The following is a 13,366-nucleotide window of genomic DNA, read 5'->3' on the forward strand; positions in this document are numbered from 1 at the left end:
ATGTCAGCGCACTGCTTATCTGACATGCATTACGCCATGAATGGCGACCCTACGATAATGTTAATCGCCCCAACGGCTGCGCAAATAATTCACCGCATCCTGAGTTTGTGGCTGATTAAGGTAATTCTCGCGGAACAAAATGGTGCCGTTAATTTGCGGTACTGACTCGTTGAGATCGAGCTGCTTTTTCAGCTCGGGCACGCCGCCATTTACCGTCCAGTCCGGTTCGCTTTTCGAGGCTTCACCGATTTTATACAGCGCGACACCGATATAGAGGCGCGTATGTGTCGGCTTCACTACGTCCGCCCACCAGTTGGCTAACACGTCGTAGCGTGCGGCCTGGCGCGCAAACGGCCAGTAAAGCTGCGGCGCGATGTAATCCAACAGACCCATTTGCACCCAGCGACGTGTATCGGCGTAGGCTTCGTCATAGGCGGCCGCGCCGCGCGTGTCAGAACCTGCCGCATCATGCGAAAGATTGCGCCACACGCCCGCTGGGCTGACGCCAAATTCTACATTCGGGTTCAGCTGCTTGATGGTGCGCGACACCTGCTCGATCAACAGCAGCGTATTGTTGCGTCGCCAGTCAGCTTTTGAGGCAAAACCCTGACCATACTGGCGGAACGTGGCGTTGTCGTTGAGAGTTGAGCCGGGCGTTTCGGTATAGAAATAGTCATCAAATTGCACGCCGTCGATTGGATAGTGCGACACCACTTCCGCGACGATGCTGGTGATCCAGTCACGCGCTGCGGGAATGCCGGGATCGAGTACGAAACGGTCGCTGGCGGTACGAATCCAGTCGCGATGCAGCACAAACACGCTGGCCGGTTGCAGCGCAAGCGTATTATTCAGTGCGTTAACCGTGGACGGTTTGACGTTGGTCGAGACGCGATAAGGGTTGAACCACGCGTGCACCTTCATGCCGCGTTTGTGCGCCTCATCCAGCATGAACTTCAGCGGATCGTATCCAGGATCTTCGCCAATTTTGCCGGTGAGCATATCTGACCACGGCAGGATGCTGGAGCGCCACAGCGCAGTGCCATCCGGTTTCACCTGGAAAAACACAGTATTGATGCCGAGGCTTTTCAGTTTATCCAGCTTATCGGTCAACGCCTGCTGCTGCTGGTGGATGCGGTTGGCTGGGCTGGCGTTGACTGAATTGATCGGCGGCCAGTCGAGGCGTGAAACGGTGGTCAGCCACACGCCGCGCACCGGCTCTTTGCTCAGCGCAGGTTTGGTGGGCATCGGCGGTTTGGTGACCGTCGGCAACGGCGTGACCAGCGATTTCGGTGGCGGCGAGGAGCAACTGGCAAGAGAGAGGGCGACAGCAACGGCAATCAGCGCAGCGGATTTTTTGTAGGTGTTAACCCAGGGAAAACGATGTGAACAGGCTATGGTAAACTCCCTTTTTTGCAACTTTCTGTTCGAAGAGCCTCATTCTCTTATCATGCGAACTAAAGTCAATATAATCGCGCGTTCGCTGAGCATTTCCAGGTCGCCATGAATGGCGACCCTACGACAGGCGTCCGCCACCAAACACCATTGAGGAACCCAAAACCTATGCAATACGAAGACCTTTATCGCCGTATCGGCCAGATCATCTTTAGCTGTGGCCCCGAAGGTGCGCGGGAATTGATCGTTCAGGCTGAGCTGTTTGCGGACGATGACGGCGGGCAGTTTCAGTTCGATTACATCGATGAAAACGGTGAACCGGATTGGTTTGAACCCGATGCGCGCGCGATTGGCGATCTCTCGGAGGCGCTGAAGGATTTTCAGCAGTACTTCGTGGATAACAACATGACCAACGGTATGCCGGTGTGGCGCAAATGCGCGATTAACCTCAAGGTGCTGGAAGAAGCCATCAGCATCGACGTGCAGTACGACTGAGTTCCGTGGCTTCCTTGCCCGGAATCAATGCGTTACGAGCGTAACGCCACCATCTCCTCGTTTTTACGCGCCACGCGTTTGCGCTGCACAATGCGGCTGGCGGCAACCACACCCAGCGTTAACAGACCGGTGGCGATTATCTCTGGACGGTGTTGTTGGTTAAACAGCATGGCAATCAACACGCCGACTATGAACACCATCGTCGCCCATGTCAGGCCAGGGAACAGCCACATGCGATAGCTGAGGACTTCGCCGCGCGCTTCGCGCTTTTTGCGCAGCACCAGATGAGACGCGGCGATCACCAGATACACCAGCAACGCAATGGCACCGGAACTGGCGAGCAGGAACTCAAATACTGCGCTTGGCGCCAGATAGTTGGCGATCACCGCGAGGAAGGCGGCCGCCGTAGAAAGCAGCACCGCTACCCACGGCGTGCCGCTGCGGGTGGTGCGCGACGCGATGGCTGGCGCATCTTCACGGCGTGACAGTGAATAGATCATGCGTGATGCGGTATACAGCGCAGAGTTGAGGCAGCTACACACCGCAATCAACACCACCACATCAACAATCTGCTTAGCGTACGGCACGTTCATCATCTGCATCGCCGTCTGGTAAGAACCCGCTTTCATCAGCGACGGCGTATTCCACGGCACCAGCGCCACCACAATGAAAATCGACAGCAGATAGAACAGTGCGATGCGCCAGATCACCGAATTGGTCGCCTGAGTGATTTGCTTCTTCGGCTCGCGCGATTCGGCGGCGGCAATGGTGACGATCTCGGTGCCCATAAACGAGAACATGGTGGTGAGGATCGCCGCCAGCACTGCGCCGATGCCGTTCGGCATAAAGCCTTTTGTGTCATAGAGATGTGAAATTCCTTGCGTGCTGCTGCCCGGCATCAAACCGAACACCGCCAAACTACCCGCGCAGAGGAACGCGACAATCGCCACCACTTTCAGCAGGGCGAACCAGAATTCAAACTCGCCATAATTCTTCACGCTGAACAGGTTGCTGATAGTCAGAAATGAAGTGATCGCCAGCGTGTATTCCCACACTGGAACCTGCGGAAACCACGAATGCAGAATGGTGCCAGCGGCGTTGGCTTCCAGCGGGATCACTAACACCCAGAACCACCAATACAGCCAGCCGATGGTGAAGCCGGCCCAGCGACCGAGCGATTTGTCGGCATAAGTGGAGAAGGAGCCGGAATCGGGTGACGCCACCGCCATTTCAGCCAGCATGCGCATAATCAGCACCACCAACGCGCCCGCAGCGATGTAGGCCAGCAATACCGCCGGACCGGCTTCGGCGATCGCATGACCTGAACCAACAAACAATCCGGCACCAATCACGCCACCAATCGATAACATCCGCACATGACGCGGCTTCAGGCCTTGCGCCAGTACATCGGCATTCTGTGAACTCATCAATATTTCTCCAAAGCGTCTCTCAGGCCGCGCCACGCGCAACCGGGTTACAACAGGTGAGAAGCCCAGCCCGCTGCGCGAGCTGGGTAGCGTGTTACGAATCGGCGTGTTGACTCAGCACGCTGCTGAGAATGTCGAGCGCCTGACTGAACTGCGCATCAGGAATGGTGAGCGGATAGAGGAAGCGGATGACGTTGCCCAGCGGGCCGCAGGTGAGCAGCAACAACCCACGCGCCATCGCCTGTTGCTGGATAGTTTGCGCGGTTTGCGCGCTGGCAAATTCCACCGCGATCATCGAGCCAAGGCCGCGAATATCGGTAATGGAGGAGCACTGGCTGCGCGCGCTGTGCAGGAAGTCAGTTAACTGCGCGCCGAGTTGTGCAGAGCGTTCACACAGCTTCTCGTCGGCGATCACGTCCAGCACCGCATGCGCAGAGGCAATCGCCAGCGGATTACCGGCGTAAGTGCCGCCCAATCCACCCGGACCTGGCGCATCCATAATCTCGGCGCGGCCGCTGACCGCCGATAACGGCATGCCGCCTGCGAGGCTTTTCGCCATGGTGATGAGATCCGGTTTCACTGCATAGTGATCCATCGCAAACAGCTTGCCGGTGCGGGCAAAGCCGGTTTGCACTTCATCGGCAATCAGCAGAATGCCGTGCTCATCGGCCAGCGCACGCAGACGGTTAAAGAATTCAGGCGGCGCGACGTGGAATCCACCTTCGCCCTGAATTGGCTCCAGCACGATAGCGGCAACATCCTGTGGCGCGATGTCCTGAGTGAAGATGTCCTGCAAGCTGGCCAGCGCATCATCAACGCTGATGCCGGTCACGCTGTTGGGATAGCGCGCGTGCCACACCGACGCGGGCATCGGGCCGAAGTCGCGTTTGTAAGGTGCCACTTTGCCGGTCATCGCCATGGTCATAAAAGTTCGACCGTGGAAAGAGTTGCCGAAGGTGATGATGCCGTGACGGCGCGTTGCCGCCCGCGCCACTTTCACTGCGTTTTCGACCGCTTCGGCGCCGGTAGAGAAGAAGGCGGTTTTGGCTTTACCGGTAATCGGTACCACGCGATTGAGGCGTTCAGCCAGCGCCACGTAGCTCTCATACGGCGTCACCTGGAATGCGGTATGGGTAAATTTTTCTAACTGATCGGCAATCGCCTGCACGATGCGCGGATGGCGGTGACCGGTGTTTAACACCGCGATGCCGCCGGCGAAATCGATCCAGCTGTTGCCTTCACCATCGCGTAGCGTGGCGTTCTCCGCGTGCTCTACATACCACTGACAAAGATTGCCGGTGCCGCGTGGCAGGGCATCATCTTTACGTTGCTGTAACTGGCTGTTTTTACCTTCCATAACCTTTCCTTAGCGATAAGCGTCTTTACAAATCACGACAAACACGCTTATTTATGCCTGCGCTGAGCTATCTTGCCAGAGCCACTTTCAGTGAAAAGAGGGGAGCCAATTGCGAAGTTTGTACGCCGATCATGTATTAGAGCGCATGCAGTTTATGCCGGAAGGAACATTGCAGCAGCGTTTGCTGAGCTGTATGCAAGCCGCTATCGCAGAAGGTATTTTTCCTCGTGCCACGCGCTTGCCCGCTACGCGTGATTTGGCGCGCGAGCTGTCGGTGTCACGTAATACGGTATTGAACGTGTATGAGAATTTGATGGCGCAAGGCTACGTCACGGCGCGCACCGGCAGCGGCACCTGGATTGCAGAAAACTTACCGGAAGGATCGCTGAACACGCCACGCAATGTGGCAACTGTCGAACCGTTAACTGCGAAACCGGCGGCGATTTCTAAACGCGGTGCGTCGCTGCTCGGCCATGCCAATGCGTCGCCGTATCAGTGGGGCGCTTTTGTGCCTGGCGCGCCGGATGTCACACAGTTTCCGCATAAACTCTTCAGCCAGATTCAGGCGCGTTTGAACCGTGAACCGGATATCGAACGGCTGATCTACAGCAGCAACGGTGGCTGCCCGCAGCTGCGCGCCGCGCTGGCGGAGTACCTCAGCGTGGCGCGTTCGGTGCGCGCCGATGCCGATCAAATCATCATCACCGAAGGTATTCATCAGGCGGTGGATTTGGTTTCACGCGTGCTATGCGATCCTGGCGATCAGGTGTGGATCGAAGAGCCAGGTTATTGGGGGACGCGTAATCTGCTGCGCATTAACGGTCTGAAAATCAATGCCATTGCGGTGGATGAGCAGGGATTAATTCCCGATTTGCCGCCGCGCAGTCGCGCACCGAAAATGATTTTCGTGACACCGTCACACCAATATCCGCTGGGCGTGCATCTTAGCCTGGAACGCCGCAAGCAACTGCTCGATCTGGCGCGCAAACACAAAACCTGGCTGGTGGAAGATGATTACGACAGCGAGTTTCGCTTCTCCGGTCAGCCGTTTCCGTCTCTGCAAGGCTTTGAGCCGGATGCGCCAGTGATCTACATGGGCACTTTTAGCAAGACGCTCTATCCAGCACTGCGCCTCGGTTATTTGGTGGTACCAAAAGCGCTGGCGCAGCCGCTGCGCGTGGCGGCGGCGGAACTGTATCGCGGCGGTCATCTGCTGGTGCAGCGCGCGCTGGCGGAGTTCATTCAGAAAGGGCATTACATGTCGCATATTCGCCGCATGCGCAAGCTCTACAGCCAGCGGCGACGCTTTATGGTTAGCCTGATTGAGCGTTATTTGGGGGCTGCTTTTTTGCCGGTGGTGAATCACGAGGCGGGATTGCATCTGGTGATGAATTTGCCAACCGGCTGCGATGATGTGGCAGTCGCCGCGCTGGCGCTGCGGCGCGGCGTGAAGGTGCGGCCGTTGTCGCAATATTATATGCATCCGCAGGAGCGGCGCGGCTTGCTGCTGGGTTTTGCCTGCGTCGATGAGCGGCAGTGTCAGGATGCGTTTGGCACGTTGAAAGGGTGTTTGGCGGAGATGGGGATTATTTGAAAGGAGGTCGCCATAAATGGCGACCCTACAACGGCCACATCGTCTTCGTAGGGGCGCCATTTATGGCGACCTGGTCAACTTATGGCTGACCAATACCATTCAAACGCTGCACAATTTCAGGCGTAAGTCTCACCTCAGCACTCGCCAGGTTCTGCTTCAGGTGCTCCGGCGATGAGGTGCCCGGAATCAGCAAAATATTAGGCGAACGCTGCAGCAGCCAGGCCAGCGCCACCTGCAACGGTGTAGCGCTCAGTTCATTTGCCACCTCGCTCAGCTGATCCGATTGTAGCGGTGAAAAGCCGCCGAGCGGGAAGAACGGCACGTAAGGAATGCCTTGTGCTGCCAACTGGTCGAGCAGCGCCTCATCCTGGCGATTGGCCAGATTGTAGAGGTTCTGCACGCAGGCGATCGGCGTCATCGCCTGGGCATCGGCCACCTGTTTGGCGGTAACGTTGCTCAGACCAATATGACGAATTAGCCCGCGCTCTTTCAGCTTAATCATCGCTTCAACCTGCGGCTCCAGCGAACCTTCTTTCGGTCCATGCACGTCCAACATCGACCGCAGATTCACCACTTCCATCACATCAAGCCCAAGATTGCGCAGATTATCCTCCACCGCTTGCGTCAGCGCTTCCGGCGTAAACGCCGGTAACCAACCGCCTTTCTCGTCGCGGCGCGCGCCCAGTTTGGTGACGATCACCAGATCGTCGGCGTAAGGGTGTAACGCTTTCTTGATCAGCTGATTAGTGATGTGCGGACCATAGAAATCGCTGGTATCAATGTGATTTACGCCTGCGGCGACGGCATCCCGCAGCACCTGCAAAGCGCGCGCTTCGTCTTTTGGCGGACCAAACACGCCGGGACCGGCTAACTGCATGGCACCGTAACCGAGTCGTGCAACCTGGCGATCGCCAAGGGTGTAAGTCAATGCTGGATGAGACATGGAAAGCTCCTTCGTCAGTGTGTGGTTAGATTGTAATCGTCAATGTGCTGTGCAACTATCCGTACAAATCGCGACACACTGTACGAGGTGGCGAACAATGGCATTGGATATCGCGTTGCTGCACGCGGTGGTGGCGGTGGCAAAAGCGGGTGGTTTTCGTGAGGCGGCGCGCATCACCGGCAGTAATCCGTCGCGCCTGAGTGATGCGGTGCGGCGCGCCGAAGAGCAGCTCGGCGTGCGGCTGTTTAATCGCACCACGCGCACCGTGGCGTTAACCGAAGCCGGCAGGGCGCTGATGTCGCGCCTGCTTCCGGCGATGAATGAAGTGGATGCGGCGCTGGATGCGCTGAATACGTTCCGCGATACGCCGGGCGGCACCTTGCGCTTAAACGTGCCGGTGAGTGCCGCGCGCATCGTGTTACCGGCGATTGTGCCGGGATTTCTACAGCGCTATCCCGATATCCAGCTGGAAGTGGTAGCGGAAAGTAATGTGCAGGATGTGTTCCGCGATAGCTGTGATGCCGGCATTCGTTACGATGATCATCTGGAGCAGGATATGGTGGCGCTGCCGATTGGTCCGCGCACCCAGCGCTTTGCGTTGGCGGCGTCTCCCGCGTATCTGGCGCAGTTCGGTACGCCGCAGCATCCGCGTGACCTGGTACAGCATCGCTGTTTACACGGACGCTATGCGACGGGCGTGATTGCCGAATGGGAATTCACCTGTGGCGAGGAAACCGTGCGCTTGCAGCCGAAGGGGCCACTGATTTGCAGTATCGGCGCGGCGATGGATCTCACGGTAGAAGCGGCGATCGCTGGCTGCGGCGTGGTTTATCTTTTCGAGGATTGGATCAAAACGCCGCTGAGTGATGGCAGTCTGCAACCGATTCTGCCGGATTGGTGGCAAAGCTTCTCCGGCCTGTGGCTCTATTACAACGATCGCCGGTTGATTCCGGCACCGCTGCAGGCGTTTCTGGATTATGTGCGTGAGTTGAATGCGCACGCTGTCATGTAGGGTCGCCATTTATGGTGACCGGATTCAATTTGACGCTGGCGGGATAGCTGCAACGGCTTTCAACAGATTCAGCCACGGCTGGCTATCGCTCAACAGCTCACAGCTCAGATTTTCAATCGTCATATGCTGCGCCATCGCGGCGCGGCGCAGCAGGTTGTAGGCATCATCTTCCTCCAGCTGCAATTCGCGCATCACGCGTAGCTGAGCGGAAAACAGAAACTTGCGCGCGCGCAGGCGCTCTTCCTGACGCTTCAATTGGGCTTCAAGCTGATTGATACGCGCCGCGCTGTCGAGCGCGAGGGTAAAAGCGGTCATCACGCCATCAAAGCGCACCGGCTTGCGCATGTAGCTGTCAATCTTTTGCTCGGTGATCCACTGCATGCGCGATGGCGTTTCCATTGCGGTGAGCACCACCTTCGGCAGCGCGGGCCACGGCAATTTATGCGTCGGATGAAACAGCGCCGGATTGTCGCCATCAAACACCAGCAACTGCTGCTGCGCCAAGGTGCTTTTGTTGGGAAACTCAGCACAAAATTCACCCAGAATGCCCATGCGCGTAAACTGCTGCGCCAGGTGCTGATTATCGCGCTCTGAGCAGCCAATCACGCACACCTTCAGTCCGCGCATCTGCACGTTTTTTCGACTCATGCGTTTTCTCCACCTTTGCCGAGATGGTCGAGGTCTGTCCATGCCAGCCAGGGATCGGGCTTCACCGGCGCGTCGGCCTGCCAGAAACTTTCCAGCTTGCCCGCATGGCAGCGCGCCAGATGCGGCGTCAGCCAGCTGTGATTGTTGTCGGCATCGATGCGAATTGGTCCGGCGGGCGAATCCATCTCATCCAGTAACACCGCCTGGCGCACGCCGTCGACTTCGGCGTTGCCATGCCGCGCAATCGCACGCGCCAGCAAATGGCCCGCCAACCACGCGCTTTGGCTATCGACGGACGGCGAAACCTGATCGCCAAAACGCTGACGATAGCAGCGCAAAAAATCGCGGTTGGCGACGTTGTCGATGGACTGGAACCAGCTGGCAGAAACCAGATAACCTTCCAGCACCGCAGCGCCAATTAACTGCACTTCGGGTTCGCACAGCGTCAAGCTCAGTTTCAGTGGCTGATTGAGCCACGGCTGATGTTGGCTGGCCTGATACCATGCGCGGTAAAAGCTGTAGGCACTTTTGCCGACCATGGTATTGAGTATCACTTTTGGTCGCCGCGCGATGATATCGCCGATCAGCTCACTGACATCTTCTTCACCGAGCGGCAGCAGTTTGCTTTCCACCACGCTGCCGCCGGCTGCCGTCACCGCTTCACGCGTGATGCGATCCATCTCCCACGACCACACGTAATTGGAACCAACGTGGTAAATCTCGGCATCGTGCTCCTGCAGCAGCCAGCGCAGCAGAGGAATCACATGCTGGTTGGGCGTGGCACCGAGATAAATCACGCTGTTGCTGCTCTCGAAACCCTCATAGCGCGCCGGATGCCACAACAGGGCGTTGGCCGCTTCCACCAACGGCAGGATAGTTTTGCGCGCCGCCGAGGTGTAACAGCCGATCAGATGGCGCACGCCGTGGCGATGCAGCAGGTCGTGGCAATATTCGTGGTATTTGTCCAGCGAACCGCCGGGATCGCGCACCACTGGCGCCAGGGTAAAGTCATAGTTTGGGTTGGCGTTGATCTCCTCAATCGCCAACAGAATGCCGTTGAGCATTTCACGGCCAATCACCGCGTAATCGCCGGAAACCGAATAGAGAATGCCAACCGGGATGACGTTCTTGCTGGGTGATGTGGGCATAAATGACTCCGTGGGAAATTGGTGAAACGGTCGCCATGAATGGCGACCCTACAGGTTTTCGTAGGGTGCGCATTTATGCGCACCTGGTTTAATTAGAGCGCGCCACTAACGGGACATAAAAATGTGGCTGACGCATCAGCACCAGATCTTTACGTCTTACTACATGATTCGGATAAGTTGTATCTGGCGAGCCGGTGGTGATGGCCAGTTGCGCCAACCCGTTGTTGCTCAGCACTTTGCTCTCCTGACGTGGAAAGGCAAATGTATCCGGGCCAAACACGCCGCTGATGCCAAAACTTTCACCGGACGCTTCAGGCCAGTTGGCAAACGCCAGCCAGACATTATTTTCTCCGGCACGCACGCGCGGCAGTAGCCAGTGAAACGGATCGGCACCGCGTGGAATCGGCCAGACATGTTGGATGGCGGTGCCTTGATGCGCCAGCGGCGCAGGCGTATGCAGCGCTGACGGGCAGGCGATGATATCGCATCCTTCTAGCGCCAGAATGCGCGCCGCTTCCGGCACCAGCAGATCCTCTCCCAGCAGCAAACCGATGCGCCCGCAGGGCAGATCGCACGTCACCCATTTATCCCCGGCGCTGGCCCATTGCTGGTCAGCTTCGCTGAGGTGAATCTGGCGATAATGCGCACTCATTCCGGCGCTGCTCGCCAGCAAACAACTGTTATAGAAATGCGAGCCGTCGCGCTCGGCAAAACCCACTAACAGCGCGATATCCAGTTCCATCGCCAGCCTGATCACCGCCTGAATCGGTGCATCATCCAGCGTCAACGCGTTCATTTTACCGGCATAACCGGTCAACGCGCGTTCTGGCAGCACCAGCAATTCCACGCTAAGCGCCTTAGCCTGCCCGGCCCAATCGCGAATTTGCTGCAGATTGGCATTCACATCGTTCTCTGGACGGAACTGCGCCACGGCGATGTTTGAATCTTTGGCGGGCGGCAGCGGGTCGGCGCCATACAAGCCAAAGAAGTCCTGCGGATTCCACATAAAGGTGTTGGTCATCAGGCGTTGATACAGCTCGGGGCGGCGCTTTTTCAGCGCAGGATTGTCCAGCGGCAACGTCAGTTCCGCGCTCAGTACCTGATCGCCGCTGTCACAGCTTGCCAGCAGCTGGCCCTGGCTATCGGCGATACAACTGCCGCCGCTGAACTGCACGCCGCGCTCCCAACCCCAACGATTACTTTCGATTAACGCGCAGCCATTTTCCCAGCCGCGCGTCAGCCAATAAGGCGCGGGCGTGCGTTCAGCCAGCCAGTTGCTGATGTGGCAGATAATCTGCGCGCCGCCCATCGCAGCCAATCGCGCGGTTTCTATAAAGTGAATATCCATACAAATCAGCAGGGCGATATTGCCGATCTCAGTGTTAAACACCTGATGACCAACATCGCCATTGGCCGCCCATTTAGGCTCCGAGATATAAGGATGCGTTTTGCGATGCACGCCAAGCAGCCCTTGCGGGCCGACTAACAGTGCGCTGTTGTAGTAGATATCGGTGACCGCGTCACGTTCCGGCATGCCAAACACCAAATAACAGTTGAACTCGCGCGCCAGCGCGGCAAAGGCCTGGCTGGTTGGGCCATCGGCGGTTTCCACAAAGGGCGCGACTTCGGCGCGATCCTGCCAGCAATAGCCGGTGGTGGCCATCTCCGGCATCACAATCAGGCGCGCGCCGTCGCGTGCGGCTTCGGTGGCAAGTGTCAGCAGGCGGGCGACGTTCTCTTCTTTGCGAAACAGCGTCGGTTCAAACTGGATGGTAGCGACTTTGATGCTCATTATTCAGCCTCCTTGCTCAGCTGCGGGTTAAAAGCCGGTTTCGGGCCTTGATAGGCGTCTGACGGTTTCCAGCTGGTCTGCATATCTTGCGGAAAGGTTTTGAAGTAGTAGCGGCCTCGCGTCGCGGCGCTAATTGCAACGTGCAGTACCGGACCCACCAGCATGGCGATAAACGAGGCGTAGACCATCGGATACGCACCCAACACGCCCGCCGCACCAAGGGCGACCGCCACGCACAGCGCAATCACGCCAGAAGGGTTCCACATCCGCAGATACTCTTTGCGGAACTCGACGAAATCCGACGGCGCGAGATGCAGCACTTTGCGGCACACGAAGTAGTCGGCAAGGATGATGAAGACCCAGGTATTGGTGAGAATGCCGGTAATCGATAAGAAAGTGCCGGTGTACTGCAGAATATTGCAGACGTAGAACACCACGCCGAGCAGCCATACCAGCAGCATCCACCATTGGCGGCCTGGACGATAGTTGAACGCCATATCCATGGTGTTAGACAGCGCAATCGAGCCGGAATAGAGGTTCAGGACGTTGATGCGAATTTGCGTGATCACCGCGAACAATACGCCGGTAAGGCCGATGATCAATGGGAAGACAAAACCAGGATCGAGCGCCAGCGACCAGACGTCCGCGCCCGCAATGTGCGGCATCAGCGTGTAGGCCATAAAGGCACCGAACAGCATCACCACCACAATCGGCAACAGCATGCCGAGCATAATGGTAGCGGTGCCTTTGTGACTGATATTGGGGCGCGCGAAGCGGCCATAATCGGTCGCCATCAAGCCCTGAAATACAATCTGCCCGTTCGCCATGTTCATCACCAGCCACAGCGCGTTGCTATCCACTTCACCTTTTGGCTGCCAGCCGCTAAAGCCGACTGACGGATAATGATGCGTCAGCTGATAAATACAAAAACCAAACAGCAGAATGAAGATCGGCACGCCCCAGGTTTGCAGGAACTGCATCGACGACATGCCTTTCCAGACAAACCAGATTGCCGCCAATCCCATCAGGGCAAATATCGCGATGCCCGCCACCGAGTTGACCGGCACGCCCGCATAGTTAGCGATGGCGTGCGACACGATGGTGCCTTCAAACAGGAAGTAAAAGATAAAGTTGATGGCGTAGATCAGCGAGGTGAACGCAGATCCCATGTAGCCAAAGCCCAGCCCGCGCGTCATCAGGTTAAGCGACAAGCCTTCTTTACTCGCCATCTTCATGATGCAGGAGCCAATCAGCGTGGCGAAAACCACCATATAGCCAATAGGCAACAGCAGCAGCGGCCAGCCGACCTGATAACTCATATCCGCGCCCAGGCTGAACCAGAACATCGCCGTCGAGTTGCCCAGCAGCACCAGAATGATGGCGGGGATCGGCCAGCGATAATGGGTGGGCACACGACCCACGGCGTAATCTTCTACCGCTTCCGCTTCGGTAATGTCCTGCGGTCCCTGAAACCACGTTTTCAACTTGCTCATAGTTTTACTCCAAATAAAAAAGCCCCGCCGACAGCATTGCCGGTGGGGCTTCTTCGCCTGAATTC

The 13,366-nt window shown here is 57.3% G+C and carries 11 protein-coding genes; 3 read left to right on the forward strand and 8 right to left on the reverse strand.

The genetic code is table 11. The features are described from left to right. Positions 1-60: 60 nt before the first annotated feature. Positions 61-1,395: a glycoside hydrolase family 10 protein gene (locus VIJ98_RS21580; RefSeq protein ID WP_323271799.1), complete on the reverse strand. Its 1,335-nt coding sequence runs from the start codon at positions 1,393-1,395 to the stop codon at positions 61-63. A gap of 165 nt (positions 1,396-1,560) precedes the next feature. Here VIJ98_RS21580 and VIJ98_RS21585 point away from each other — a divergent pair, with 165 nt between their 5' ends. Then, positions 1,561-1,887, forward strand: a complete 327-nt coding sequence (locus VIJ98_RS21585) for a hypothetical protein (RefSeq protein ID WP_323271432.1) — start codon at positions 1,561-1,563, stop codon at positions 1,885-1,887. 32 nt (positions 1,888-1,919) lie between these two features. Here the strand turns inward: VIJ98_RS21585 and gabP are convergent, their stop codons facing one another. Beyond that, positions 1,920-3,314 (reverse strand): GABA permease, encoded by a 1,395-nt coding sequence (gene gabP, locus VIJ98_RS21590; RefSeq protein WP_154157158.1) that lies wholly within the window; start codon positions 3,312-3,314, stop codon positions 1,920-1,922. A gap of 94 nt (positions 3,315-3,408) precedes the next feature. Then, positions 3,409-4,671, reverse strand: coding sequence for a 4-aminobutyrate--2-oxoglutarate transaminase (gabT, locus tag VIJ98_RS21595; protein ID WP_323271433.1), 1,263 nt, complete (start codon positions 4,669-4,671; stop codon positions 3,409-3,411). A 109-nt stretch (positions 4,672-4,780) separates the two neighbouring features. Between gabT and VIJ98_RS21600 the strand changes: the two genes are divergently transcribed. Beyond that, on the forward strand, positions 4,781-6,265 hold the full coding sequence (locus tag VIJ98_RS21600; protein ID WP_323271434.1) for a PLP-dependent aminotransferase family protein: 1,485 nt from the start codon (positions 4,781-4,783) through the stop codon (positions 6,263-6,265). 79 nt (positions 6,266-6,344) lie between these two features. Here VIJ98_RS21600 and VIJ98_RS21605 read toward each other — a convergent pair whose 3' ends face one another. Next, positions 6,345-7,208: an aldo/keto reductase family oxidoreductase gene (locus tag VIJ98_RS21605; RefSeq protein WP_323271435.1), complete on the reverse strand. Its 864-nt coding sequence runs from the start codon at positions 7,206-7,208 to the stop codon at positions 6,345-6,347. Between the two features lie 97 nt (positions 7,209-7,305). Between VIJ98_RS21605 and VIJ98_RS21610 the strand changes: the two genes are divergently transcribed. Then, positions 7,306-8,220, forward strand: a complete 915-nt coding sequence (locus VIJ98_RS21610; RefSeq protein WP_061719494.1) for a LysR family transcriptional regulator — start codon at positions 7,306-7,308, stop codon at positions 8,218-8,220. Positions 8,221-8,244: 24 nt separating this feature from the next. Here the strand turns inward: VIJ98_RS21610 and VIJ98_RS21615 are convergent, their stop codons facing one another. From VIJ98_RS21615 to VIJ98_RS21630, 4 genes are all read right to left on the reverse strand, one after another. Next, the gene (locus VIJ98_RS21615) at positions 8,245-8,868 is read right to left on the reverse strand and encodes an ANTAR domain-containing protein (RefSeq protein ID WP_323271436.1); all 624 of its coding nucleotides are present in this window, start codon (positions 8,866-8,868) and stop codon (positions 8,245-8,247) included. Beyond that, a complete protein-coding gene (locus VIJ98_RS21620) occupies positions 8,865-10,016 on the reverse strand; it encodes a transporter substrate-binding domain-containing protein (protein WP_323271437.1) in 1,152 nt (383 codons plus the stop codon). The genes VIJ98_RS21615 and VIJ98_RS21620 overlap by 4 nt, the downstream gene beginning before the upstream one ends. Positions 10,017-10,104: 88 nt before the next feature. Next, positions 10,105-11,808 (reverse strand): nitrilase-related carbon-nitrogen hydrolase, encoded by a 1,704-nt coding sequence (locus tag VIJ98_RS21625; RefSeq protein WP_323271438.1) that lies wholly within the window; start codon positions 11,806-11,808, stop codon positions 10,105-10,107. Continuing rightward, a complete protein-coding gene (locus VIJ98_RS21630) occupies positions 11,808-13,301 on the reverse strand; it encodes a cytosine permease (RefSeq protein WP_323271439.1) in 1,494 nt (497 codons plus the stop codon). Before VIJ98_RS21630 ends, VIJ98_RS21625 begins: the two co-directional genes overlap by 1 nt. Positions 13,302-13,366 lie beyond the last annotated feature (65 nt).

It is taken from the genome of Pantoea sp. S18 (genome assembly GCF_045689705.1).
Lineage (GTDB): Bacteria > Pseudomonadota > Gammaproteobacteria > Enterobacterales > Enterobacteriaceae > Pantoea > Pantoea symbiotica.